Origin of the sequence: Arthrobacter sp. NPDC057388, assembly GCF_042668165.1 — a bacterium.
Classification (GTDB): Bacteria; Actinomycetota; Actinomycetes; order Actinomycetales; family Micrococcaceae; genus Arthrobacter.
This window is the reverse complement of record NZ_JBHVBL010000041.1, coordinates 1-25,916: the sequence shown is the minus strand read 5'-3', so window position 1 is coordinate 25,916 and position 25,916 is coordinate 1. Positions and strand designations below refer to the sequence as shown.

Annotated in this window: 21 protein-coding genes; 16 read left to right on the top strand and 5 right to left on the bottom strand. The window is 64.2% G+C overall.

All coding sequences use genetic code 11. The features are described 5' to 3' along the window. Window positions 1-104 precede the first annotated feature (104 nt). From pdhA to ACFUTU_RS17045, 4 genes are all read left to right on the top strand, one after another. Window positions 105-1,364: a pyruvate dehydrogenase (acetyl-transferring) E1 component subunit alpha gene (gene pdhA / locus ACFUTU_RS17060; protein ID WP_377966364.1), complete on the top strand. Its 1,260-nt coding sequence runs from the start codon at window positions 105-107 to the stop codon at window positions 1,362-1,364. Then, window positions 1,361-2,473 (top strand): alpha-ketoacid dehydrogenase subunit beta, encoded by a 1,113-nt coding sequence (locus ACFUTU_RS17055; RefSeq protein WP_377966362.1) that lies wholly within the window; start codon window positions 1,361-1,363, stop codon window positions 2,471-2,473. Before pdhA ends, ACFUTU_RS17055 begins: the two co-directional genes overlap by 4 nt. A gap of 4 nt (window positions 2,474-2,477) precedes the next feature. Next, window positions 2,478-3,980, top strand: a complete 1,503-nt coding sequence (locus ACFUTU_RS17050) for a dihydrolipoamide acetyltransferase family protein (RefSeq protein WP_377966360.1) — start codon at window positions 2,478-2,480, stop codon at window positions 3,978-3,980. A gap of 115 nt (window positions 3,981-4,095) precedes the next feature. Beyond that, the gene (locus ACFUTU_RS17045) at window positions 4,096-4,911 is read left to right on the top strand and encodes an MBL fold metallo-hydrolase (RefSeq protein WP_377966358.1); all 816 of its coding nucleotides are present in this window, start codon (window positions 4,096-4,098) and stop codon (window positions 4,909-4,911) included. 112 nt (window positions 4,912-5,023) lie between these two features. Here the strand turns inward: ACFUTU_RS17045 and ACFUTU_RS17040 are convergent, their stop codons facing one another. After that, window positions 5,024-5,269: a hypothetical protein gene (locus ACFUTU_RS17040; RefSeq protein ID WP_377966356.1), complete on the bottom strand. Its 246-nt coding sequence runs from the start codon at window positions 5,267-5,269 to the stop codon at window positions 5,024-5,026. 852 nt (window positions 5,270-6,121) lie between these two features. Here ACFUTU_RS17040 and ACFUTU_RS17035 point away from each other — a divergent pair. The 3 genes from ACFUTU_RS17035 (at window position 6,122) to ACFUTU_RS17025 (ending at window position 11,011) form a co-directional block, all read left to right on the top strand. After that, window positions 6,122-7,366: a MinD/ParA family protein gene (locus tag ACFUTU_RS17035; RefSeq protein WP_377966354.1), complete on the top strand. Its 1,245-nt coding sequence runs from the start codon at window positions 6,122-6,124 to the stop codon at window positions 7,364-7,366. Window positions 7,367-8,267: 901 nt separating this feature from the next. Further along, window positions 8,268-9,338: an acyltransferase family protein gene (locus ACFUTU_RS17030; protein WP_377966352.1), complete on the top strand. Its 1,071-nt coding sequence runs from the start codon at window positions 8,268-8,270 to the stop codon at window positions 9,336-9,338. Between the two features lie 500 nt (window positions 9,339-9,838). Next, a complete protein-coding gene (locus ACFUTU_RS17025) occupies window positions 9,839-11,011 on the top strand; it encodes an acyltransferase family protein (RefSeq protein WP_377966385.1) in 1,173 nt (390 codons plus the stop codon). On the opposite strand, the gene ACFUTU_RS17020 is transcribed toward ACFUTU_RS17025, so the two are convergent. Further along, complete coding sequence (locus ACFUTU_RS17020) at window positions 10,986-11,885, bottom strand: YncE family protein (RefSeq protein WP_377966350.1); 900 nt, start codon at window positions 11,883-11,885, stop codon at window positions 10,986-10,988. The two genes, ACFUTU_RS17025 and ACFUTU_RS17020, sit on opposite strands and share 26 nt — an antisense overlap. A gap of 469 nt (window positions 11,886-12,354) precedes the next feature. Here ACFUTU_RS17020 and ACFUTU_RS17015 point away from each other — a divergent pair, with 469 nt between their 5' ends. From ACFUTU_RS17015 to ACFUTU_RS16990, 6 genes are all read left to right on the top strand, one after another. After that, entirely contained in the window at window positions 12,355-12,942 is a 588-nt protein-coding gene (locus ACFUTU_RS17015) for a hypothetical protein (RefSeq protein ID WP_377966348.1), read from the top strand. 2 nt (window positions 12,943-12,944) lie between these two features. Next, window positions 12,945-13,226, top strand: coding sequence for a PqqD family protein (locus ACFUTU_RS17010; protein WP_377966346.1), 282 nt, complete (start codon window positions 12,945-12,947; stop codon window positions 13,224-13,226). Further along, window positions 13,210-14,424: a hypothetical protein gene (locus ACFUTU_RS17005; protein ID WP_377966344.1), complete on the top strand. Its 1,215-nt coding sequence runs from the start codon at window positions 13,210-13,212 to the stop codon at window positions 14,422-14,424. The genes ACFUTU_RS17010 and ACFUTU_RS17005 overlap by 17 nt, the downstream gene beginning before the upstream one ends. An 80-nt stretch (window positions 14,425-14,504) precedes the next feature. After that, window positions 14,505-16,037: a polysaccharide biosynthesis tyrosine autokinase gene (locus ACFUTU_RS17000; protein WP_377966342.1), complete on the top strand. Its 1,533-nt coding sequence runs from the start codon at window positions 14,505-14,507 to the stop codon at window positions 16,035-16,037. A gap of 9 nt (window positions 16,038-16,046) precedes the next feature. Next, entirely contained in the window at window positions 16,047-16,958 is a 912-nt protein-coding gene (locus ACFUTU_RS16995) for a nucleotidyltransferase family protein (RefSeq protein WP_377966340.1), read from the top strand. A gap of 408 nt (window positions 16,959-17,366) precedes the next feature. Continuing rightward, a complete protein-coding gene (locus ACFUTU_RS16990; RefSeq protein ID WP_377966338.1) occupies window positions 17,367-18,662 on the top strand; it encodes an acyltransferase family protein in 1,296 nt (431 codons plus the stop codon). Between the two features lie 888 nt (window positions 18,663-19,550). On the opposite strand, the gene ACFUTU_RS16985 is transcribed toward ACFUTU_RS16990, so the two are convergent. Continuing rightward, window positions 19,551-20,213 (bottom strand): TasA family protein, encoded by a 663-nt coding sequence (locus tag ACFUTU_RS16985; protein ID WP_377966336.1) that lies wholly within the window; start codon window positions 20,211-20,213, stop codon window positions 19,551-19,553. A 32-nt stretch (window positions 20,214-20,245) separates the two neighbouring features. Continuing rightward, a complete protein-coding gene (locus ACFUTU_RS16980; RefSeq protein ID WP_377966334.1) occupies window positions 20,246-20,830 on the bottom strand; it encodes a signal peptidase I in 585 nt (194 codons plus the stop codon). Between the two features lie 282 nt (window positions 20,831-21,112). Between ACFUTU_RS16980 and ACFUTU_RS16975 the strand changes: the two genes are divergently transcribed. Next, window positions 21,113-23,341, top strand: coding sequence for a S8 family serine peptidase (locus ACFUTU_RS16975; RefSeq protein ID WP_377966332.1), 2,229 nt, complete (start codon window positions 21,113-21,115; stop codon window positions 23,339-23,341). A 183-nt stretch (window positions 23,342-23,524) separates the two neighbouring features. Next, window positions 23,525-23,788: a hypothetical protein gene (locus ACFUTU_RS16970; RefSeq protein ID WP_377966330.1), complete on the top strand. Its 264-nt coding sequence runs from the start codon at window positions 23,525-23,527 to the stop codon at window positions 23,786-23,788. Between the two features lie 75 nt (window positions 23,789-23,863). Here ACFUTU_RS16970 and ACFUTU_RS16965 read toward each other — a convergent pair whose 3' ends face one another. Continuing rightward, window positions 23,864-24,508, bottom strand: a complete 645-nt coding sequence (locus tag ACFUTU_RS16965; protein WP_377966328.1) for a hypothetical protein — start codon at window positions 24,506-24,508, stop codon at window positions 23,864-23,866. 792 nt (window positions 24,509-25,300) lie between these two features. Here ACFUTU_RS16965 and ACFUTU_RS16960 point away from each other — a divergent pair. Further along, on the top strand, window positions 25,301-25,882 hold the full coding sequence (locus ACFUTU_RS16960) for a hypothetical protein (RefSeq protein WP_377966326.1): 582 nt from the start codon (window positions 25,301-25,303) through the stop codon (window positions 25,880-25,882). The last annotated feature ends 34 nt before the right edge of the window (window positions 25,883-25,916 follow it).

Sequence of the window (25,916 nt, the reverse complement as noted above, 5' to 3'; positions counted from 1 at the left end):
TAGTGGTCTGCGGCGTACATCTCCACGATTCGTGCTGGCACTGGATACGAAACAGTGGCCGGCACCATACTGAAGGTGAATAGTGGCTACAGAAGGACGGACCAATGACGATCTCCGCAGACCACACTGCGCCCGGCGCGGCTGGACAGAGCCGGCCTGCGCCGGAGCAGACCCAGGACACCTACGTCCACGGCCCGGCCGCCGAAGCCGTGCGCAAGTTCGGCATCACCGCCGAGGATTACATGCTTCCCGCCCGTCACCAGATCCAGATGGTGGACCAGGACGGCAACCTGAAACACCATTCAGAGCAGGGCGCCGAACCAGGGCACGAGTATCCGCTCCCTGGAGACGATGAACTCCTCACCGCATACGAACAGCTCGTTGTCGGCCGGCGGGTCAATGACCAGAACTCCACGCTGGTCCGCCAGGGTCGCATGGCCGTCTATCCCTCCAGCCACGGCCAGGAAGCCTGCCAGGTGGCCGCCGCCCTCTGTCTCGCTGAAGCTGACTGGATCTTCCCCACCTACCGCGACGCCGTCGCCGTCATGGCCCGCGGTGTGGACCCGATTGAGGCCATGACAATTTTCCGCGGCGATTGGCACGGGGGCTATGACCCCCTCAAGCACAAAGTCGGGATCCAATGCACGCCGCTCACCACCCAGCTGCTCCACGCCGTCGGCGTTGCCCACGCGGCCAAGCTGCGCGGCGAGGATACGGTGGTGCTGGCGATGTGCGGTGACGGCGCCACCAGCGAAGGCGACTTCCACGAAGCCCTGAACTTCGCCGCTGTCTTCCACCTGCCGGTCATCTTCTTCGTACAGAACAACCAGTACGCCATCTCCGTGCCCTTGGCCCACCAGTCCGTAGCGCCGTCGCTGGCACACAAGGCCGTGGGCTACGGGATGGCCGGCGAGCGCGTGGACGGCAACGACGTCGTCGCACTCCTCGCCGTGCTAGACCGTGCAGTCAAGCTCGCCCGCGAAGGCTCCGGGCCGCTTCTGGTCGAAGCCCACACCTACCGCATGCAGGCCCACACCAATGCAGACGACGCCACACGCTATCGTCAGGACACCGAGGTGGCCCTATGGGTGGCCAGGGACCCGCTCAAGCGGATGAAGAAGTACCTCACGGACAGAGGGTTGCTCGACGACGACGGCGAGTCCCTGATCGCGGAGAAAGCGGAGGCTGTCGCTACCCAGCTCCGCACCGGCCTCGGCCAAGAGGTGTCCGTCGATCCCCAGGATTTGTTCAAGTACGTCTTCTCCAAGCCCACGTCGCAGCTTCAGGAACAGTCTGCGCTCGTTGCCGACGAGCTCGCACGCGATGCTGCCGGTGCCGCATCCGCAACGGAGGCTACCAAATGAGCCCCACCATCACCACGTCCTCCGAAGCCAGCGGGAACGTCAGCTCCGCAACTGCCCGGGCTGCCGCCACGGCCGCGGCCAGCGCCGAAGCTGCCGGGCCGCAGCCGGTCACCATGGCCAAGGCGCTGAACACCGCGATGGCGCATGCCATGCGTGCAGACGACTCGGTCCTGGTCTTCGGTGAGGACGTCGGCAAACTCGGGGGCGTCTTCCGCATCACCGACGGCCTCATGGCCACCTTCGGTGAGCAGCGATGCTTCGACACCCCGCTAGCCGAGTCCGGTATCGTCGGCATGGCAGTGGGCATGGCCATCAACGGCATGCGTCCCGTCATCGAGATGCAGTTCGACGCCTTCGCCTACCCGGCTTTCGAGCAGATCGTCAGTCACGTGGCCAAAATGCACAACCGGACCAGGGGCCGGGTGAAGCTGCCCATGGTCATCCGGGTTCCCTACGCCGGCGGCATCGGGGGAGTGGAGCACCACTGCGACTCCTCCGAGTCCTACTACGCCCACACTGCCGGGCTCAAGGTCTACACCCCGGCCACCGTGGCCGACGCCTACCGCATGCTGCGGGAGGCCATCGACTCGGACGACCCCATCATGTTCATGGAACCCAAGAAGCTCTACTGGTCCAAGGACATGGTGGACCTTGAGCTACTCCGGGAGGAGTACGAAGGAAAGAATGACGGCGGTCAGGCCACGGAGGGCCGGGCCGCCGTGGCCCGGCCGGGTACGGAGGCGACGCTCATTGCTTACGGCCCGTCAGTCCCGACGGCGCTGGCGGCAGCCGCTGCCGCCGCCGAGGAGGGGCGCTCGCTCGAAGTCATCGATATCCGCACGATTGTGCCGTTCGATGACGAGACCGTCGCGGCCAGCGTCCGGAAGACAGGCCGTGCGGTCGTGATTGCGGAGGCCCATGGGTTCGCTTCTGTGTCGTCGGAGATCGTCGCCCGGGTCCAGGAACGCTGCTTCCACTACCTTGCGGCCCCGGTCCGCCGCGTTACCGGCTTCGACGTACCCTACCCGGCACCGAAACTCGAGCATTATTATCTGCCCGGCGTGGACCGCATCCTCGACACCGTTGACGATCTCCAGTGGGAAGACTGATCAGATGACCGAAACGAAAGTGTTCCTCCTGCCCGACCTCGGCGAAGGCCTAACGGAAGCCGAGCTGCTGAACTGGCTCGTGGCCGTCGGTGACGAAGTTCGCGTGGATCAGCCCATCGCCGAAGTAGAAACGGCAAAGTCCGTAGTCGAGGTTCCGTCCCCGTATGCAGGCACTGTCGCAGAGCTGCATGGCGAGCCCGGCCAGACCATGGACGTCGGCAAACCCCTGATCTCGGTGACCCCGTCGGTCGAGTCCGTTGTGACCAACGATCCGGTGCTTGAGCCCGTCGAAACGGGGCCGGTCAAAGCCGAAGCCAAAGAAGCGACCGCAGCAGCCGAAACATACCGCACGGAAGAGCGAACAGGTTCCGGCAACGTCCTCATCGGCTACGGAACCCCTGGCGGCACTGCAACCGTCCGCCGGACCCGTCCCCGCCGCGCAGCGTCGCTGGTTGAGCATGCTGATAGCAAGCCGTTTGATAGCCGGCCCATCGGAACGACGGGCGAGGCCGCAAACAAGCTGACAACTGAGGCCGATGACGCGCTTCTCCGCCGCACCCGTGTCCCAGGCAAGCTCGGCGCTGTGATCTCGCCTCTCGTCCGCCGCATGGCCAAGGAGCATGGCGTAGACCTCGGCCACGTCCAGGGTTCGGGGGAGAGCGGGCTCATCATGCGCCGAGACGTTGAAGCGGCGATCACCAAGGCCCCGTCGGTTGAGCCTGTCGAAACCACGGCCCTCGAAACCAGACGCGTCGAAACGAGACACGCTACCGACGCTCGAACCGGCCTAGGGATCACCACCCGCACGCCGGTCCGCGGAGTCCGCAAGGCCGTGGCCGCCAACATGAGCCGCAGCCGCACGGAGATTCCGGAAGCCACGGTATGGGTGGACGTTGATGCTACCGCCTTGGTTGAGATGCGTGCCGGACTAAAAAAATCTGACCCTGATGGTGCGCCGGGGCTCCTAGCTTTCATCGCCCGCTTCGTCACCGCAGGATTGAAGAAATTCCCCGGACTTAACACCCGCTTCATCAGCGCGGAGGACACATCCGGCGGCGACTCTCAGGAGATCCTGTCATTCGACGGGGTCAACCTGGGGTTTGCCGCACAGACCGCGCGTGGTCTGGTAGTTCCCTCGATCCGTAACGCGGACAGCCTCTCTGCCCGTGAACTGGATACAGAAATCAGGCGGTTAACCGCCGTCGTACGAGACGGCAAGGCAACGCCGGCTGAGCTTGGAAGCGGAACTTTTACCGTGAACAACTACGGTGTCTTCGGAGTGGATGGTTCGGCGGCCATCATCAACTACCCGGAGGTAGCCATTCTGGGCGTTGGCCGAATCATTGATAAGCCGTGGGTGGCCGATGGTGAACTCGCCGTTCGCAAGGTCACTGAGCTCACGCTCACATTCGACCACCGTGTGTGTGACGGCGGTACGGCCGCTGGCTTCCTGCGCTACGTCGCCGATGCCATTGAGAACCCCGGCTCTGCGCTCGTCGACCTCTGATAGGGGACGTCCGAATGGTTCGAGCATAGCGACCGTTCTTCCCAGATAGCCACCAGTTCGATGAGTAGAATCGTGGCCAGACCACGGTAACGTTCCCGGAAAGTACGGAGAAGATATGTCACGATGGCTCGACGTCGGCGCCGACAACTATGTCCTGGTAACCGAAGGCTCTAAGCTCAACACCGGAGTGATCATCGGCACCGAACGGGCCATGGTGATTGATACCGGCTGCGGGCCGCGGCAGGGCAGGGAGATCCTGGACGCCGTCCGGGAGAAGACCCCATTGCCCCTGGTTGTTGTGAACACTCACGCCCACTATGACCACTTCTTCGGGAACGCCGTCTTTGCCGACGCCGGCGTCGAGGAATTCTGGGCACACGAGAACTGTGCCGAGGAAATCGCGGAAAACGGTGACGCCCAGCGCAGTGAGGTCACTGAAACCGAGCCTGAGATGGCAGCCGGCGAAGGCGAGAACGTGGAACTCGTGGTCCCCAATGCCATTGTCCGCGACCAGCCCGTGCTCGTGGACCTGGGCGGGCAAACAGCGACCCTGTTCTACTTGGGCCGCGGGCATACGGACGGTGACCTTCTGGTGGGAACCACCACCACGCTGTTCGCCGGCGACCTTGTGGAGAAGGGCGCACATCCGTCCTTCGAGGATTCGTACCCGGAGGAGTGGGCAGACGCCCTGAGGCATCTCTCCGCCCTCAGGCACCGCTACGAGTTTCTTGTTCCTGGGCACGGCGAACCGTGCAGCGACCGGTTCGTGAAGACCATGGCGGACACCATGACCACAGCCGTGCGGCAGGCACAGCAGTCCATCCGCGATACACCGGCTGATGCCACGAAGGCCATCCCGGTGCTGCCGTACGGACCGGAACAGTCCCGCTGGTTCATCAAGCGGCTGCAGGAGACCCGCCTCCAGCACTGAGGAGAGTACCGGCGCCTCTCCGGGTAGAGGGCGGCCGCAAAGACAGGTAGTGACTACGCTGGGGACGCGCGATGAAGGTTCCTAGATTTAGGCCATGAAGACCGGAATCAGACTAGCCGTCCGCCGCTTCGTCGAGCAGCACATCGTCGCCGATGACCCGCTCCCTGAGCGGTCTTGGCTGGATCAGCAAGACATGCCCCGTGCACAGGAACCCAGCAGGACCGCGGTGCCTGGTCTTCCGGTGGATCCGCTGCCACCGCTTCCTGTCCGCCACGCCGGGCACGGCAAGCACCCGCAGCCCCTTCGGCGGAGGGCTCGCAGCCATGAACGCTAGTCTCCACGGAGTCGAGTTGGTCATGCCTCTTGAGCGTTTCTTGAGGAACGCCTGAGCTTTCCTTGAGGATGCGGGCATAGCATCGCCCCGTGAGGAAATTTGGGGGAGCCCGCCGCGGCCGCGCGAGCCGGCGGGAGATGCACCGTCGACGTGTCCGCGTCCTTTCCTATGTGGGGCTCGCGGCTCTTGCGGTGGCGACGGCAGCGGTGGTGGTGCTGGCTCTTCGGCGATAGAGGCACGTGATGGCGCGAAAACTGAATAGCTTCTTATCTTCTTATATGGGTGTGTCCGATTGGACAGCGCCCTTAACTGCTAAGTAGGCTGGCGACCAATCCTGTTGGGGGATTCCACTTCCAGTCACTTAGTCGTGCCTGGAGCAACCCTGCTCCGGGGACATCGAAGGTGCTGCCGCTCATGGAGGTCTCAAACGTGGCTCTCACCGATTTTGTTCTTGCACTGTCTGTCCTCCTTGGCAGCCTGCTCATTCCCTTTATGGGGATGTACTGCTTCCTGCGGCTCAAGCGCCGCGCTGTTGCCGCACCTGTTGCAGTCGTCCCAGCGGCCCCACTTTCGAAGTCGGTGAAGTAGGCGTGCCGTACATCGACATCAACCCGCACCGAAGCCGCCCCAAATGGTGGGGTTACGTTGCCCTTGGAATCCTCCTGGTGGTCACTGCATCTGTGGTCGCCGCCGCCCTTGTGCAAATCTGACACCACTGATGTCAGGCGCCTCACGCAGCTCTCGTTGATCGGCTGATGACGGACGTTGGCAAGCCTGCTGACCAAATGGCGCTTCGTCAGCATCTAGAATTGCTACTTGAACCAGACCGATTGAGCACTGCAGTGGGACGCCGCTGCGAGTCCCGGGGGACCAAACATGCCAAAACCAGCGGATAACCGATTAGCCGATGCCGGCGCCGACGAGGAGCAGCCCGAACTCCGCCGTCGCTTCCGCCGTCGCAACGCCGACGGATCCGACGCTTGGACAGGAACCTTCCCCGCCGTGACACCCGAACCCACCGCACCGCCCCTGCCCGTCCGCAGCTCATCCTGGGCAGAAGCGGCGGCGGCGGCCGACGCTCTCTCCGACGCAGCGCCGGCGCCGGCGAGCACTCCCGCGGCACCGAGCCGGCGGCCGGCGGCAGCACCGCCGTCGCGCGTTCCCGAAATCCTTCCGGAGCCCGAGGTGCCGGAAGCGGACGCCACAGCCCTGCCGACGTCCTTTGTCCGGGAGCAGAAGCCCCGCCCGAAGAAGGGGTTCCGAGGCTTCCTGTACCGGGCAACCGGCGGCGCCTGGAACCTCGGCCCGAGCGCCCTGGAACGCGAGGAGGACGAGCTGGCCCGCCGGATCTCGCGCCAGCTGCAGGGCAGCTTCAACACTGCTGTGCTGAGCCTCAAGGGCGGCATCGGCAAGACCTCCACGACCGTGGGCGTCGGCCTCACCCTCGCCGAGTTCCGTGGCGACCCGCCCTGCGCCATCGACGCCAACCCCGACTCCGGAGACCTGGTGGAGCGCGCACTGGGCGAGGGCATCTACCAGAAGACCACCCCCCGGACCATCACGGACCTGCTCCGGAACATCGACTCAGTCGACTCGCTTACCGAGCTGTCCCGCTACATGCACCACTCCGGCCGGCTGCACCTCATCGCCGGTGAGCAGGACCCCGAGGTGTCCGACTCGCTGACGGCCGAGGAATACCTGCGGATCCGCAAGCTCATCTCCAGCTACTACTCGGTGGCGTTGACGGACTGCGGCACCGGTGTGACGCACAATGCGATGAAGGGCATCCTGCAGTCGGCAGACAACCTGATCATCGCCGCGGGCTACGCGGTCAGCGGTGCGAAGCGTGCACGCAGCACCCTGCAGTGGCTGGCCGGCCACGGCTACGAGGACCTGGCGCGGAACGCTATCGTGGTGATTACGGACAAGGACGAGGTGTCCAACCGCGTGGACAAGGACGCCATTGAGGAGCACCTGGCCGGGATGTGCCGCCAGCTCATCGCGGTGCCGCACGACAGGGGAGTGGCTGATGGTGACCTGGTGACCCTCGACCACCTCAAACCCGAGACGCGGCGTGCTTACAAGGAGATTGCTGCTGCGATTGTGGACGGCTACCGGTAAGGGTGGCGGTTGCCGGAGGCGCACACCTTCCTGGCTGACCTGCTCCGGCCCGGCTGAACATCAACAGCGCCACGACGTCCACCAGCGTTGCGCCGGCGGCACTGTCCACGCGGTTCACATCGGATACGCTCGGCGGCGGCGACCGGGCAGACATCAATGGGCACCTCACAGACACACGGCTGGGCGGCTCCTTCCGTGCATGGTCCGCTATCCCTGCTAAAAGTGTCGCCATCGTCAGCGGAAACCTGAAGCGCCGGATCAGCCACAGGACCCATCGCAGCGGGCATCTTGTCCACCACGCCCGATATGGAAGTCAGCGCCATGATCACAAACGTGAGCGCAGACTTCTACATCGAGGCAAGGCGTGCAGCAATCGCTGCAGCACCCGCCCCGAATGGCTAGCGGGTTACGTCACCCCCACACAAGCGAGCCTCATGGTCCGCGTTGGCGGTACAACCACAGCCATGAGCAGCTCCTACGCCTACAGCGCCGGTGACCGCATCGGCATCCGCTGCAAGGTGACCAGATCAGTCTGATTATCAACACCGTGGTCAAGACCACAGTGACGAACTCGGCAGTCACAGGGAACGGCTACTTCGGCACCGCGGCGACATCCGGAGTCATCTGCGAGCTGCCGAAATCGCAATTGAGGCCGTCTAAGTCCTTAAATGACGGCTTCCTCTTGACCCTCGGCGTCCGCGTGCTGGCACTCCGTGGAGCAGTAGCGGTATCCGCCGTGCTCGACTGCTCCTTGCACCAGTTGCACTTAGTGAGTCCGTAGTCATCAGGCCGGCCCGCCAGGCCCGGATACGTTCAAACGGGGTGATTCCCGTTCGGGCAAGTATAAGGCACCCAGCGGTTCGCTAGGCTTGTCTGTATGGGGGCTACACGAACTAAAGACTTGTCCATTGAAACTCTCCGCGGCATCGCCATCATCCTGATGGTCGCCGGCCATGTCGTTGGGGCTCAGCCCAGCGAAGCCATGCAAGTCCCGGACGACTCGCCCTGGCGGCTGGTTTTTTGGGGCTTGCAAGACTTCCGGATGCCGCTCTTCACCGTCCTGTCAGGCTTCGTCTACGCGAACAGGCCGGTTCACGACTGGCCCGGCTACCGGTCACTCACGAAGGCGAAGGTCCGCCGCGTCTTGATCCCGCTGGTAGTGGTCGGCACACTAGTTTTCTGGGCGAAAATGCTCAATCCGGACAGTCGCTCCGGCGTGGGACTCGGGGACTGGTGGAAGCCATACGTTCTCGGCATGGACCACCTGTGGTTCCTGCAAGCGATCTTCCTGCTATTCCTCATCGTCGGTGCCCTTGACGTACTCGGCCTGGTGGACACGCGGCAGCGCTGGCTTGCCACCACGGCAGTTTCCGCGCTTCTGTACGTGAGCGCCTTGGTTCCGAACCTCGACTTCCTGGGCATCGGTCCCGCCGTGCGGCTGCTGCCCTTCTTCCTGCTCGGCTACGGGCTCAAACGGTTCGCGCTTCGACTCGCCCCGGCGTGGGTGGCCGTTCTCGCGCTGGCACTGGCTGCCGCTTTCACGCCCCGACTCATGGCCCTGAACGAGATCATCACCATAGGCGACGTACGCGCTGACCGGGCGCTGGCCGTGGTCATCGGCGTGACATCCATCCTTGTGCTGTTCCACTTCCGCCACGCGCTCACTAACAAATATTTGAGCTGGATCGGCGGCTACGCCTTCGGCATCTACTTGTTCCACTACTTCGCGCTGCCCGTGGTCTGGTTCGGCTCCCGCGCCGTCGGCCTGGATAACGACGTGGTCAAGTTTGTGCTGGGAATGATACTTGGCTTGGGCTGCCCCATACTGCTGCAGGTACTCACCCGGAACATCGGCTGGGCAAGCCTCCTGCTTTTCGGAGAGAAATCGGCGCCTAGAACGCCTGGTCCCACTGATCGTCAGCATCGGCAGATTCGCACTCTTGGGAGCAGTAGCGACCGCCGCCCTCGCTGACGAATGTCGCGCCGCGCCTCTTGCACCAGCCGCAACGGGCCGGGTCCAAGCGCAGGACCTCGCTAGTCCAATAGTCACGAATGGCATGCAGGATTTTCTTCACCCCTCATGCCTATCAAAAAAACTTCAAGATTCAATCAAGACGGTGGATAAGGCCGCTTATGGGCCCTTGGCTGACCGTCTAGAGCAAGCCCTGCAAGTCGAAATGCAGTCCACAAAGTTCTTCTGATGCACCTGAGCCGGCTCGATCAGGTCCAGTGGGTTTTCCTGCAGTGCGTGCAACAAGTCCTGCTGCAAGGGCGCCCAAGGCGGGGTATCTCTTGGGGGCATCAGGTGCTTTTTCTTCCCTCGATATCGAGGTGCGTCACTCCTAGGCTTCAGTAACCGACCACGCTTCTGACGCTCGTTGTTCCGCTACCCTCAGCTGTCCTTTGGTGGCTGCACAGCCGGAGCGGTCCGTTACCTTTTTGTGATAATCCCCTTTTTCGTGGGTAGACTGGATCGTTCGTCGCCATCTCTCCGAGGGAGGACTGAATATTTCACGCGCCCGGCTGGATTCACTGACAGGACTACGGTTCATCGCCGCCATGCTCGTGGTCCTGTACCACGCGGCAGTGACGCTGGTACCGGAGATGTACCCTCTCGTGTCCATGGGGCAGACGGGTGTGACGTTCTTCTTCATGCTGTCGGGGTTTGTGCTCGCCTGGTCCATGAACCCAAGCACCACCAGACGCCAGTTCTACTGGTGCCGGTTCGCGCGTATCTGGCCGCTGCACGCACTCACGGCGGTGGCCGCCGTCGTTCTTGCCTTCGCCAGCCAGGGCGACCAGTCCCTGCCCAGGCTCCTGGCCTCGCTGCTTCTTGTTCAGGCATGGCTCGGTGACCAGCAGTGGGTCTACGCCTACAACGGGGTGTCCTGGTCGCTCTCCTGTGAAGCGTTCTTCTATGCGGTGTTCCCGTTCCTGGCGGTGCGGCTCTCACGGCTTGAACCGGGGAAGCTCCTCCGCGTCGGCGCCGCGGTCTGCGCGGCTGCGGCCTCCCTCATCGCAATCCTGCTCGCGGCCGCTCCCGGCTTCGACTGGGGAGCCCTGTTCTACACCTTCCCGGCCTTCCGGATCGCCGAGTTCGCCGTCGGCGTCTGCCTGGCCATCGCCATGACGAAAGGCTGGAAGCCCAGGTTCGGCGTGGGCACCGGCGCAGCTGCGGCCATCGGCTCGTTCCTCATCCTCGAAGCGGTCGACGGGATCGCGCCGTGGCATACCGCGGGACCGCTGGCGGGGGCGCTGTGCATCCCCGGCTACGCCCTCCTGATTGCGGCCTTCGCGGACCGTGACCGCTGCGGAGGCCGCCCCACCTTTGTCTGTGCCCCGGCCATGGTGAAGCTGGGCGAATGGTCCTTCGCCCTCTACCTGGTCCACGAGCTCGTGCTGCGAACTGCCTTGGAACTCGGCCCGGGGAGCCTTGCGGAGCGGGCCGCGTTTGCCGCCGTCGGCGTCGTTATTGCCATCCCGCTGGCTGGCGCTCTCTACACGTTCTTTGAACGTCCCGTTGAGGCGCGGCTGAGGGGACCAAGCGGGGGCCCTGTGGCGGATAGACGGCCGGCCGACGAGAAAGCCGTCGTTGCTGGATCCGAAAACGAGCCGGTTGCTACTGGGGTATCTGCACGAGGGTGACCGTTCCGCCCAGGGTATTGCCACAGGGGATGTAGGCCCTTTGTCCTGAGGGTTCAAAGGCGATCGGGTTTCCCATGAAACAGACGGGCGCGTTTCCGACGACGGTGTTCGAAGCGAGGTCGATAACGTCGAGGATGCCGCCGGCCGGTGACTTCTGGTCGTGCGCACCGATGGCGAAGGCCAGTGTGCCAGTTCGACTCAGGTGCATTCGGCCCGCCACGGTGGCCGTCAGCGGTATCCGGGCCACGACTTGCTGCGTGGAAAGATTGACCACCATGATGGAAGCGAAGCCGTTGATGTAGGCACGCGTCCCTGCCGGGTTCACGGTCACGCCGTAAACGAATTCGCCCAGGTCGATGAGAGACTTCACCCGCCGGGCGCGCAGATCGATGACTGTCAACCGGCCGTCACCCACATTGATCATGTATGCGTTGGTCTCTGACGCATTGATGGACAAAGTTTGCGCGTCCCAGCCAGCCGGAATGTTGGCAGTGATCCGGCCCGTTTTCACATCCAGGATGACCAGCCCAACAGTCGTACCGTTCGTGGCTACGTACAGCGTGGTCTCCGCGGCGTTGAGGACCAGTTCGGTCGGTCCCACGGGGACATTCAGGGTTCGTATCACAGACCTCGTGCGGAGATCCACGACGGAGATGGTGGCGCCCGCACAGTTCAGCACATAAGCCAGTGTCCCGGCGCGGTTGAGGACGATGTCGCACGGTCCGTTTCCAACGTTGATGGAGGCCAGGAGCCGTCTGGTTGACGTGTCCACAACGTGCACCCCGCCGCTGTACACGTGCGTCATGAAGTCAAAGGCCAGGGCATCGGTCACGTACAGGCGTCTGCCGTCGGGGCTGACGACGGCGTTCGACAAGGCCTTGCCTAAGGGAAAGGTTGCCAGGACCTTTGGTGCGGCCGCCGTCGAGGGTACCGCAGCAGGGGACTTTGGCGGGGAACTGGCGACGGCGGATGGGGCCAGCAACAGCAGCGCGGCCAAGACGATAAGTGCGGTGGAGTGCAGCGAATACCGCTTACCGCGGCGCCTACGTGCTCCGGTCCGAAGGTTACCGTGTACGTCCGTAGGCGCCATGACTGCCCCAATGCTCGTCGTCCCGCTTACGTAAAAGTGTCCCGCTCGGAGACCCGCAGAACTAGAGCATGCTTGGCCTTTTCTGCACTCTACTTCGGGCTCCGGGCTTACTTGACCCACCCTTGACCCAACCTTGCGAGGCTCTTGATCCAACCCTGAGCGTGGCTGGTTAGGCTCTCGGGAGCCCCGATAAACAGCATCAGTTCCCGCCTTTGGCCAGTGGGGGACCGGCCAAACCTACGAAGGAGCCCAATTGTCCGAGGTACTGCACGCAGAGGCCCTTGCCACTGAAGAGAACAGCGGTCTCAGCCGCCGCCGGGTGGTGGCAGGTGTGGCCTGGTCACTGCCCGTCATCGTCACCGCCGTCGCGGCACCAGCGGCCGCTTCCGCGTCGGGTGTGAGCGCAGCCGTGTCATTCGTAGGCTCGGCGACGACCTTTTATAAGGCCGGGGGAGGCGGAGGCGGAACCGAGCGCACCGGTGCCGGTCCCACCGGGTTCCAGATCCAGAATTCGGGCGGAGCCATCACCGGTGCAATCAGCGGAACCATCAACATCACTCCGGAAGGAACCGTTACAGCCGGCATCGGTGTGCAGTCGATTTCCCAGGCCTCGGTATCGGGTCCCTCATACTCTGCCACCCAAGCCTCCACCGGATCCTTCACGTACTCGTCAGGGATTCCAGCTGGGGGGACAGCCAGCTTCCCGATTCAGTTCCAGTACGCTGCCACTAACGGGATCCCCAATAAGGTCACCTATTCCTACGTCATGACCATGACGGTGACTCTGCCGGATGGATCGTCACAGGTGCTCCCCGGCGTGCGCCTCTCGGTCACCTTCTGACCATGGTCTGGAAACACAGCGGCCTGGTGGCGGAAGTGCACAGCGAATCCGCAGGGCGAGTTGCTTTGCTGCACCTGGACGCCCCCCAGCCGGTGATCCTTACCGGTCCGGCGGAAGCCGTCTGGCAACTGATCGACGGGCGCCGTGACGAGGCCGAGGTCATCGCTGAACTGCAGGCACAGTTCCAGGACACGGCCGGGCAGCTTGCGGTCCAGGTGGAGGCTTTCCTGGCGAACCTGGAAGCCCAGCGACTGATCGAAACCGCTGATGAAGCTGGAAAGTGATCACCCCGCCGGGGGGATAGTCATGGAGGCCGAGGACTTGCACGACCTGTTGTGCGTCGATGTCCTGGGCATCCAGTTCGTCATCAGCTGGGGCATGGGGGTGACGGAGGAGCAGCAGCACCGCATGGCCACGGTTTGGGGACGCTGTGCGGGCACTGATATGCCCGTCATCCCGCCGGCTCCCATGGAACCGATGGCAAGCCTGCCGTTCTCGGCGTCGGTGGCGTATGTGGCCAAAGCGCACGACGGCGGCACGTTTGCCCTGCAGGCGGCCTCCTTTGAGGCGCTTGCCGAGAGTCTAACCTCCCGGCTTACGATCGCAGCCATACTGGAGAACGCAGGCATGTTGATCATGCTCCACGCGTGCGGTGTTGCCTCTCCTGAAACGGGCGGCGTCATGGCGCTCGTGGCCAAGTCCGGAACCGGAAAAACCACCGCTGCATCGGTGCTGTCCAAGACATATGGGTACGTCTCGGACGAGACGGTGGCGATACGGCTTGACGGTGCCGTGGTTCCGTATCCCAAGCCGTTGTCCGTGAAACAGCGGCCCGATGCGCCGAAGCGGCAGGTCGGACCGGGCGAACTCGGACTGCAGCCGGCACCGCCTAATCTGTTCATCCAGTCCATCGTGCTGCTGGACCGTATCGACCGGGACGGCGGTGACATGGATGACCGCCGGAAGGCTCCGGTCCTGCGCCAGTTGCCGCTGGCGGATGGGCTCCTGGCGCTCATCCCCGAGTTGTCATCGCAAGCCGCTATGGACCAACCGCTGCAGTCATTGTGCCGGCTGATCGAAAGTGTGGGCGGTGTCTGGCAGGTGACATATTCGGAGGCAACCGACCTGCCGCGGGTTCTAGAGCCGCTCTTCCGGAGTGGTGGCCCTGCTGAGGCCGGGTGGGACGCGCCCGGGTCCGACGGCGCGGCCGGGGCCCTCCCTGAAGGGTGGGTGCGCCGGGTGACACCCAGGGATGCCGTGAGAGTCGACGGCGACCTACTGCTGATGCTTGACTCCGAGATCGTGCAGCTGGGCGGGGTTGGACCCGCAATCTGGGAAGCTGCCGCTCACGCAGTCCCGCTTGAGCAATTGGCCGACCAGGTGGGAAGCGTGCACGGCCGTCAGGAAGGCTATCGGGCTGCCGTCGCGGCAGCAGTAGGCCAGCTCGTCGAGAAGTCCGTTCTGGAACAGGGCGGGGCATAGCACTCACCGCACGCAAGCGCTTGCAGGTCCCGGCGTTCATCGCCGGCTGGAAACACACGAACTTGGAATGGGGAACCATCATGAGCGTCAACAGCACGCCCGCCGAACAGGCACCTGCCGGGCTGGACCTGTCTGACTACCTGCGGCTGCTGCAGGTGTACTGGAAGGCAATCGTTGCCTTCACCCTGCTGGCTACGCTGGCGGCGTACGGCTGGACCGTGCTGCAGCCGAAGATCTACGCGTCCGATTCCAGCGGCATTGTGGTCACGCCGGGATCGGACAATGTAAGCCTTTCCCTTGCCGGGGACAGCTTGGCCAAGGCAAAGGTCAAGAACTACGAGTCGGTGGCCAAATCGCGGCTGGTGGCCAACCGGGTCATCGCATCACTGGGCCTGGAAACCTCGGCCGATGCCCTGCTCGGTGCCATCAGCGTGAAGGTTCCGCTGGACACTGCAGAAATCCGGGTGACGGCACAGTCACCGGACCCGGGAACGGCACAGCGTGTGGCGGATGCCTGGGTCAACGGCCTGGCCGCTGAAGTGAAGGCCATCGAAACGGCAACGCCGGCGGACGGCGCAGCGGCCAGGTCCGACGGCACCCCCAGCATCGCGGCCGCCGCTCCTGCCCCAGCCGTGAGTATCCTCCCGCTGGGCAAAGCCGTCCTGCCCAGCACCCCGGTTTCCCCCAACGTCAGGCTCACCCTCGCACTGGGGGCACTCAGCGGCCTTGCCCTTGGTTTGGCCTACGCAATAGTCAGGCGCCATTTGGACCGGCGCATCCGCGACGCCACTGAAATCGAACGGCACTTCGGTGTTCCCGTGATCGGCACCCTTCCCGTCGACCACCGGCTGGACGGCAAGAGCGCCATCCTGGAAGCTGGCGCTGACGCACCTCTCTCCGGGCATGGTGCCGGCGGCGCGATGGGGGAGGCGCTCCGCGAACTGCGCACCAACCTTAGCTTCCTGGATGTGGACCAGCCCCCTCGCATCATCGTGGTCACCAGCTCCGTGCCGGGAGAAGGCAAGTCCACTGTCACGGCAAACCTGGCGGCCACTCTCGCTGCCGCCGGTGAGAACGTCGTGGTGGTCGACGGCGACCTGCGGCGCCCTACGCTGGCTGATGTTTTCAATCTGGTTCCGGGCATCGGGGTCACTGAAGTTCTGGCTGGCACTGCGAAGCTGGAGGACGTCCTGCAGCCTTGGGGCGCGCTGCCCAACCTCTCGGTCTTGGGGTCCGGGCGCATTCCGCCGAACCCCAGCGAGCTGCTGGGATCGTTGGCGATGAAGAAGATGCTCAGCGCCCTGGCACAGAATGCGACCGTCCTGATCGACGCCCCGCCGCTGCTTCCAGTCACTGACGCTGCCGTCCTCTCGCGGGTGGCCGACGGCGCAATTGTTGTCATCCAGGCGGGCAAGACGACCCAGGAGCAGCTGGGACACTCACTGGGCAACCTGGACAAGGTACAGGGCAGGGTTCTGGGTACTGTCCTTAACTATGTGCCCACGCGTGGAACGGACGCCTACTCGTATTACGGCACCTATTCCTCGGCCCCTTCACCTGCTGCGGCACCTGCCCCCGTGCCTGTGCCGGCCGGTTCCCAGGTCAAGGGCTAGGTTCCTGCGGTGGAAGCCTCCGCAGCTGAAGGCCGGCTGAGCATTAGTGAAGGTGTTTTCTTAGGACATGCCCTGGTGGCAAGAGTCGCTGAGAGCCTCGGTATCCGCGTGTTCTTTATCAAGGGGCCGGCCAGCGTCATTCAGGGGCTGCGGCTGCCCAAGGTGTCAGTGGATGTGGACGTCTTGGTGTCGCCAGCGGATCTCGACTCGCTGGTAGCAGGCCTGTACCAGCGCGGTTGGCAGAAACGTGTCGGTGAAGAGGACGACAGGGTCTTTTACAAGCACTCCGTCACCCTCAACCACCCGTCCTGGCCGTGCCACATCGACGTCCACTTCCGGTTCCCCGGAATGGAACGGGATCCGGCGGTCGCCTTCAATGTGATGTGGACTCACACCGAGGCCCTTGAAATGGCAGGGCGAGCCGTAAGGGTTCCGTCGAAGGAGCTGGGCGTGGTGCTTCTGGCCCTGCACGCTTTGCGGTCACCCCACCTGAAAGTTTCACAACAGGAACTTCGCTTCCTCCAGGGCCTCTTGGCACGCGAAGCACTCGGACCGGCCGTCCAGGAAATCAGTGCCGCCACCGACGCGCTCGCAGCCATGCGGCCATTCCTTGAAGAGATCCTCCCCCGGCAGGCAGTTGCTGAATGGCCGGAGGCATCCAGGGAGTGGCGCAACCGCCTGTTCTCGAGGGAACCCGGCAGTGCCCGGATCATCGCTATTCTTCAAGCGCCCCTGCTAGACAAACCGCGGATGCTGGGCGCCGCGTTGCTGCCGCCCGACACGGCTTATCTGTCACAGGACCCGAACGTGGATTTGTCACCGAGAGGGCGCCGCCGGGCTTACGTTGCGAGATGGGTGCGATTCGTCCGTGCGTCCCCGCGTCTAGTTCGAGATCTTGCTGCTTACCGGAAGACGCCATAACAGCCCACAAGAAGTGACGATGGTGCAGATAGCCAGGCCTCTGCCATGGATGGGCGTTTCCAAATCTTGATCGAACACGCTGGATTCCTTGTCCGAGGGCATCAATTCGTATGGGTAGTGTCGCGGCATCACAACTGGAAGGTGTGGCACGATGACTATCTTTGAATACGCATCAGCACTGGCAGTAATGCTTGGATCATTGGTTGCGGCAAGCGGCGTGTCCGCCGTGATTATCCGGGCCAGGTCCAGACACTAAGTCGGCCTTCTGATGGCACTCCGTAAGGGTGCCTAATGCCACAGCAAGCCGTTACCGTTTTGTGATAGTGCCCTTTTCCGTGGGTAGACTGGACCGTTCATCGCCGTCTCGCTTAGGAGAAAAGAGCAATTTCACGCGCCCGGCTGGATTCATTGACAGGTCTGCGGTTCATCGCCGCCATGCTCGTGGTTCTGTATCACGCGGCAGTGACGCTGGTGCCCGAGATGTATCCGCTGGTGTCCATGGGGCAGACTGGTGTGACGTTCTTCTTCATGCTGTCCGGGTTCGTACTGGCCTGGTCCATGAACCCGAAAACCTCCAGGGGGCAGTTCTACTGGCGCCGGTTCGCGCGGATCTGGCCGTTGCACGCACTCACGGCGGGGGCCGCCGTCGTCCTTGCCTTCGCCAGCCAGGGTGACCAGTCGCTGCCCAGGCTTTTGGCCTCGCTGCTGCTGGTACAGGCTTGGCTCGGTGACCAGCAATGGGTCTATGCCTACAACGGGGTGTCCTGGTCGCTGTCCTGTGAGGCCTTCTTCTATGCGGTGTTCCCGTTCCTGGCGGTACGGCTCTCACGCCTCGAACCGGGGAGACTCCTCCGCGTCGGCGCCACAGTGTTCGTTTCCGCCGTCACTCTCATCGCCGTCCTGCTTGCAGCCGTCCCCGGTTTCGACTGGGGCGCCCTGTTCTACACCTTCCCGGCCTTCCGGGTTGCGGAGTTCACTGTCGGCATCTGCCTGGCCATCGCCATGCGGAAAGGTTGGAAGCCCCGCTTCGGCGTGGGCCTCGGCGCGGCGGCGGCCATCGGCTCGTTCCTCCTGCTCGAAGTGGTCGACGGTATCGCGCCCTGGCATACCGCGGGGGCACTGTCCGGCGCGCTCTGCATTCCCGGCTTCGCCCTTCTGATCGCGGCCTACGCCGAACGCGACCGCACCGGCCGTCGCCCCACCTTCGCCAGTGCTCCTGCCATGGTGAAGCTGGGGGAGTGGTCCTTCGCCCTCTATCTGGTCCACGAGCTAGTGCTGCGGACAGCGCTGGAGCTCGGCCCGGAGAGCCTTGCTGAGCGCGCCGCATATGCTGCCATCGGCGTCGTTAGCGCCATCCCCTGGCCGGCGCTCTGTACACCTTCTTTGAGCGTCCCGTTGAGGCCCGTCTCCGCAACCGGACCAAGCAAGCCGGGCCTGTGGCGGATACACCTGAGCCCGAGAAGGTTCTGCTGGGCCGGTAGAGCCGGCAGCGGGCGCAACCGGCCGAAGCTGCAGCTGAGTGTCGTGTGGGTAACGTTCAATGCCACACTTCCCGGCCCGCTCTCAAGGGGTAGGGAAGCCCCGCTGCTTCCGGAGGTACTCCTCCAACGCCAGCCGCAGCGCGTCACTTTCTCGGGCCACGCGCTCGGCAGCGGTGGCTGCAGAAGAGTGATCGCCGTCGGACAAGTACCCTTCCAACGCTAGGCAGCTCTGATCCATCGCGAGACCGCCGACCATATGGGACCTGACCTTGAGACTCAGGACCGTATCCCGTGCTGCTGTGTAGTTGCCATCGCTGAGGGCGGAGAGGAGGCCCTCGGTGCGGGTGGGCAGCAGTTCAAGGAACGCCGACGCGTAGTTTATGGCGGCGGCGTCATTTTCCAGGTCATCGGCAAGGCGGGACAGTCTTAAGGGCGTGAAGACAACTTCCCTGGCGCCTGCTGCCATTGGTCTTGGTCCTTTCAGTGCCGCTCCGGTACAGCCGGAGCGGTGGTTGTGTCCTGAGTCAACTTCCGATGACGGTTGCGGTTCGTGTCTGGTTGCGGGCAACTTCTACGTCGAAGGTCAAGGTTGGTGTGGTGTTCTTCGGAATGGAGCCAGAGACGCTAGCCCGCAGCCGGATGCCGCTTCCCGGGGCAGTGGGAACAATGGAGGAGATCAACTTCGTTGCAGGAGTATCCAGCACGGTGCTGAGCGTCCCCGCGCAGGTCCCGGCGGCCTCATTCCAACTGACGCTGCATGCCTCGACTTTGAACGTTGCGCCAGCCGGGGAAGCGGTTGCCGTGTAGGCAGCTCCCGTAATGTTCAGGGTGCCTGTGTTTCCGACGGTGAAAAACTTCGGCGAGTACACGGGGTTGCCGTTGTTGCCTGCCGTGTTGGGAAGGGGAAGCGACAGTGGTGTTCCGGTGGCGAAAGGAGCCGTTGAACTGGTTGTTGCAACTGCTCCCCAGCTGCCGCTGGTCACCGCTCGAGTCGCGGTAGCCCGAGCGCTGCTGGCGGCGTCCGCCGCCCCCGGCGACGTGCACAGCAGCAGAGCGGTGACCGCCGCAGCGGCCCCCGCTCTGCTGCTTCGGGAGTGCACGCCCACCGGAACTAGCTTCCGGTGGTGGTGGCGGTGCGCTGGGTCTCGCCGAAGGTCCAGGTCAGTGCTGAGGAGAGGCCCTGGATCGTTCCGGTCGGCGCCACCCCGTTGACCGTGGTTTCATTCTGGTTCGGCAGGGACAGGGCAAGCTGCAACTTCACCGTGGAGCCCGCCGCGACGGAAGTGCTGAGGGCCGCTGGCGTGGAGGCCAGGGTGTTCAGGGCCACGTTCGTGGCCAGCACCTGCGTGGTGGCACCGGTGCCGGTGCAGGATCCGGCGCCTGTCACCGTCCAGTCGCCGCCGACGCACTGCGTGACAGTGACATGGAGGCCCTTGGTGGCGTCCGTGGTGAGCAGCGTTGGGGTGGCGTCCGCGACGGCCAGCGTTAGATCCTTGCCCGCAAGGTCGGCGCCCTGGGTGAGGGTGACGTAGCGGTTGACCACGTCGCCAGGGGCCAGGTTGGAAACGCCCTGGCTGAAGCCGACGCCGTTGTTGGTCATGGTCAGGCTGAGGACGCCGCTGCTGGCGCTTTGCGCCGTGGTGTTGGAAGCGGTGGCGTTCAAGGCTGCGTATACGCCGCCGCCCGTGATGGCGAGGCCGGCGGCACCGACGGCGAAGGCTGCCAGCAGACGGGGGCTGGGACGACGGGAGGAAGCTGCAGTGAGACCGGACATTTTGAGGATCCTTACTGGGAGGTGGTGTTGGGTTAGGCAGTGCGGGCCGGGCTGGTTTGCCCGGAAACTTTCTGGGGTGTGCGGAGTATCCACACCACGCTGGTGGCTGTCAGTGAGAGCCCGAACAAGGCGGTGAAGACCGCTCGCTGGAGCGGGTTCTGTGCCCACAGGAGCACGTTGCCGGCGTACGGAACAGTGGTTACGACTACGGGTACCTGGTCCTGGTCGAGCCTTGCCCGCCAGTGGTCCGGGGCCGGGTTGGCGTCACCCTTAGTGGTGAGCACTGGGTGATCGGGAGCGCCGGTGAGGGCTGTAACGCGGTGGGCGTACGGCGCGCTTTCGCCCGGAGGGGTGAAGACGGCCACGTCACCCGGCTGCAGTTCCGTCACCGTCTTCGGTGCGGTAACCAGCAGGTCGCCGGGAGCAAAAGCCGGCCGCATGCTGCCGGTGAGAACCGGCGAGTAGCCAATGTGCAGCAGCGGTGCGGCGACACAGACGGCCAGGAAGACCACCGTGACAGCCGTGCCCGCAACCAGGCCAAGCACGCGGCGGACAGCGGTCCAGCGGGTTCCTGCCACTGATGCCTGGGCTGAATCGATGCCGATTGCTGAATTCATTGCTGTTCCTCCCGCCTGGTGTGACCGTTTCTCTGACGTCGACAACGTTGCTGGGTAATCCTCAAGGAAGCGGGCTGGAACCAATCAATCCTCGATCAGCACTTACTCAAGATCGGATCAAGACGGAAAAGGCCCCTCAAGCACTCATCAAGTAATCTGCAGCGGCCGACGGGACGTGCGTCACCCACTCCCGCTAAACTCGTCCTGAACGCGGCGGGGGCCGCGCCTCACAACCGCGTCCTGGCACGAGGGTGTTACAGGGCGCCGTACAGGATGGTCTCGATGTCTCTTACGCGCCGCTCACGCTTCTCTGCTGTCCTGACGTCCGCCGGCGCCGCCGCGCTGGTGGCCGGCGCGCTCATCGCGCCAGCAGCCTCGGCCGCCGATGACCCGGAAACCCCGACGCCGGCCCACACCTTTCAGTCCGTTCCTCGCCGGCCGTCTGTGGCCACACCGCCCACGGACCAGTTCATCGTGAAGTTCAAGGACCCCGCCAGGGCCGGATCCGCGCTCCGCGGCGAGTCAGTCAGCCGCGCCGCCGCGAAGATCGGGGCCACCGCAAAGGAGGTCCGCGGCACGGGCAGCGGAGCCCGCGTGGTGCGCACCAGCAAGGAGTTGGGCTATGGGGACGCGGACAAACTGCTCGCCGCACTGCGCGCGGACCCCGCAGTGGCCTATGCCGAGCCGGACTTCCGGGTGCAGGCCAAGGTGGCCAATCCGAACGATCCCGCGTTCATCGACCAGTGGAACCTGTCCCTCAGCACGGGCGGCATCCGGGCCACCCGGGCCTGGGACGTCACCCAGGGTGCCGGCCAGGTGGTGGCGGTGCTCGACACGGGCATCACCAGCCACGTTGACCTGAACGCGAACGTGCTGGACGGCTACGACATGATCGCCGACGCAGCCACCTCCGGCGACCACGACGGGCGCGATGCCAGCGCCGCCGATCCGGGCGACTGGTCAGCCGACAACCAGTGCGGCCCCGATGTGGCGGGGGTGCCGGTCTCTTCCTGGCACGGCACCCACGTGGCCGGCATCATCGCCGCCGTCACCGGCAACGGTGTGGGCATGGCCGGCGCGGCGCCCAAGGCTAAAATCCTGCCGGTGCGTGTCCTCGGGCCGTGCGGCGGGCAGGTGTCGGACGTCGCCGATGCGATCCTCTGGGCATCCGGGGCGCCGGTTGCGGATGCCCCGGTCAACCTGAATCCTGCGCGCGTCATCAACCTGAGCCTGGGCGGCACCGAAGCCTGCTCCCGGACCTTCCAGGAGGCTATCGACACCGCGACGGCCAGGGGAGCGGTTGTGGTGGCGGCGGCCGGCAACGAAATGGCACAGGCCTCCGACTCCGCGCCCGCGAACTGCCGGAACGTCATCAGCGTCGCGGCCAGTGGACGCACGGGCGCCCTGGCGCCCTACTCGAACTTCGGGTCCGGCGTCGACATCACCGCCCCCGGCGGCGACATGACACCCACGTCCGAGACCAATCCGGACAGCGGCAGCGCCAACGGCATTCTCTCCACCGAGAACGACGGCGAGACGGCGCCAACAGACGCGCCGGGCGAAAACTACTACTGGGCGGAAGGCACCTCCTTCGCGGCACCCCACGTGTCCGCGGCCGCCGCGCTGGTCATGGCCCAGATGGGACCGACGGCGACGCCCGCCGTTGTTGAAGCCCGCCTTAAGAGCACGGCCAGTCCCATCACCGGCGGCTGCCCGCAGGGCTGCGGCGCCGGGCGGCTGGACGCCGCCCGCGCCGTGCTGCATTTCAGCGCCGTGGTGGCGGCCGGCGACCTGACCGGTGACGGCAAGGCCGACGTCCTGGCCAAGGAGAACTCCGGCATCCTGTGGCTGTACCCCGGAAACGGCCGCGGCGGCTGGCTAGCCCGCCAGCAGGTGGGCGCCGGCTGGAACAGCTACACGATCCTTGCCCCCGGCGACTTCAACGGCGACAAGCGGAACGACATCCTGGCCCGGGACCGTGCCGGCGCTCTTTGGCTGTACCCGGGCAACGGCCGCGGCGGCTGGTTCCCCCGCATCAAAGTGGGCTCCGGCTGGGGCGGGTTCACCGCCGTCGTCGGGCCCGGCGACCTCAACGGCGACGGGAAGGCCGACGTCCTGGCCCGCGACACGGCCGGGGTGCTGTGGCTGTACCCCGGCAACGGACGCGGCGGCTGGCTGGCCCGGACGAAGGCGGGAACCGGCTGGAACGGGATGACCGCCCTGGTGGGCCCCGGAAACCTGACCGCTGACCGCAACGTGGACCTGCTCGCGCGCGACCGCGCCGGCGTCCTGTGGCTCTATCCCGGCAACGGCCGCGGCGGCTTTGGGAGCCGGCTCCGCGTGGGCGCCAGCTGGAACGCGATGACCACCATCACCGGACGCGGCGACTACAGCGGCGACGCCAGGACGGACGTCCTGGCCGTCGATACCGCCGGTGCGCTGTGGCTGTACCGCGGGAACGGCGCGGGCGGGTTCTCCGGCCGGACCGCAGCGGGAATCGGCTGGGGCTAGTTCCCAGCGCGAACGTACAGTTGTGGCCCCGCCTGCTCGCTCCGTCATGGGCGGCCCTCCGGACACGGCTTGTCGACGAACCGAGTGTTGACTCCCTCCGCGGGCGGTAGTACCACGGCCTTGGGCGGTTCAATCAGGGCCCGCACCAGACGGTTCGCAGCACCACTTCAAAGGAGAAGTACCATGGCTGTTTCGCTTGTCCTCCACCGCGTCGCCGACTATGACGCATGGCGCAAGGTCTACGACTCCGTCGCCGGCATGCAGAACGACGGCGGCGTCACCCAGCAGTCCGTCCACCGGATGGCGGATGATCCGGACAACGTCCTGGTAATCCATCACTTCAAGGACGTGGCCACCGCCAAGGCGTTCTTTGCCAGCCCCGACCTGAAGGACGCCATGCAGCGCAGCGGCGTCCAGGGCGAACCGCGGATCGAGTACTTCGAGTAGCCGCTGTTTCAGGGGCCCGACGGCGGGTGGGTCGGCAACGAGAGCCCGCCACCCGCCGTCGTTGGTTACCGGGCGCTACTTCACCGGGCGGTTTACTGTCTTCTCCTTGCTGACCACCGAGGCGATGGTTGCGGAATACGACGGAACATTCGGCGTCAATATCTTTTGAGCCCCCAGGGTGACCGTGCCGGCGACCGTGGCGGGCCGGCTCCTGGTGCCCTGCGACGCCACGAAGCGGACGCCCTCAAAACGGGATTTGGACTCCGTGAAAGTCTTGGTGGCGCTTGCTGTGGCCCGGAAGAACACGTCGGCGGTCATCGGCGAAACCACAGGATTCTCGGGGTCGGCGTAGTTCGTGAACTCCATGGACATCCTCAGGCGCCCTTTGGACAGCCCGTTCGGGACGGACAGGTTCAGGGTTTCCGCGTCCCCGAACCCGTTGATCAGTGTTGTGCCCGTGCAGGTGTCCTCCTGCGTGACCGACACAAAGCCAACATTGTCGGGCGTAGTAGATCCGGTGACCGTGAAGACGCTGCCGAACACGCTGACCCTCGTGTGGAGGCACCCGTCCGTGCGTTCAAATTCCGAGGTCATTCCTTCGCCCTTCGTCACCGTTTTGGTGATGACGGGGCGGTCCGACGCGGTGCTTGGTATGGCACCAGCGAGTTGGACGAACAGTGTTCCGGCCAGTGCCAGGGCTCCGAGAGCAGTCTTTTTCATGGCGCCTTTCCTCTTGCAGGTCCGCGGGTCCTCAAGGACTTCGGATCATATGGCGGCGAGGCTGGGGAAACGGTGGAGACGGACCCCTCATTCTGGAGGGGTGCAGCGTGGTTGCCGGGAGGGGCCCAGGGGCAGGCAAGTGGCGGTTCATCTGCAGGGCATCCGCGCGCGTACAAACAAGTAGTGGCTGCGCTGAAAAACGAGTACTCAATGCTCGTGCGCTCTAGTTGCGCGTCGTTTAGTGTAGGTAACTGGATAAGTCCTCTAAGTACAGGGGCACCTTCGCGGCAAGGCAAACGGAGAGTCCACGCGGACAGCTGAGTCAGCGGCCACTCTCTATTGCACCTCATCCTGCACTCTCAGGTGCGGTAACAATCAATAGGCAAGAAGAATCCAAGTTTGAAGCGTTCGGATGTTCCCTGGCTTTATTCTCTGAGATACTCAGAATGCGCTTGGGAGCAATGTCGAATTGCAAAGGCATGGCCGATCTTCCGTAGGCCGCAAATGCCCTGTGACTGCCGGATTCTGGGCGGGGGCGAGGCTGGATCCCGCGCAAAGAAGTCCGGTGGAAGAATCACTGGAAAATGGTGCCCGCCACGGAAGCCGGGCGTACGATAAAAATACCGGATCCAAGGAATGAGCCTTGAAAACGAATCCGGTCTTCAGGTCTCCCGTAGCTTACGGGGGCCTTTTTTAATTTGGGCAAACAGCTGACTAGCCTGCCAATGCACGGGATCGGCCAACGCTGCCCGCCCATGAAACAAAATGTGCAGAAAAATGCAGGAGCAAGAAATGACTACAACTCCGACGATCCGTAGCCGTCATTCCTTCGCGGCCCGGTTCGCGATGATCTCGACGATGTCGCTGGGACTGCTCGCCGGCCCTGTCGCCCTGGCTGGACCGGCCGCGGCATCGGGCGGTCACGACGATCATTCGAGAAAAGCCGAGTGCACCGTCAAGGCCCTCGATCCGTACAAGAAGGACCGCGGCCACAACGCCATGATCGATAACCACGGCCGCGATAACGGCAAGAACCGCAAGGACCGGGAAGTACGGGTTGCTTTCGCGTTCATCATCCACTGCGACAAGGACGCGGACGTCCGTTACAACCAGTGGATGTTCCAGAAGCATGGCCACCGCGACATCGAGCGGATCGGGGATGCTTGGGATACCGTTTCGGTTAACCGCGGCCACGACAAGATCGTGAACGTGGAAAAGGTAACCGCAGACCGCCACGAGGACTTCGTCAAGGTCTTCCATATTGTTCGGATCAAGGTAGAGGACAAGAGGGGCCACGGCGACCACCGGAACGGCTCCACCGATATTGACAGGAGCGACGTCGTCAAGATCTGGGTGAAGAACAACCGCCACTAACAGTCCTCGGTCTGTTTTACTGACTGCCTAGCGG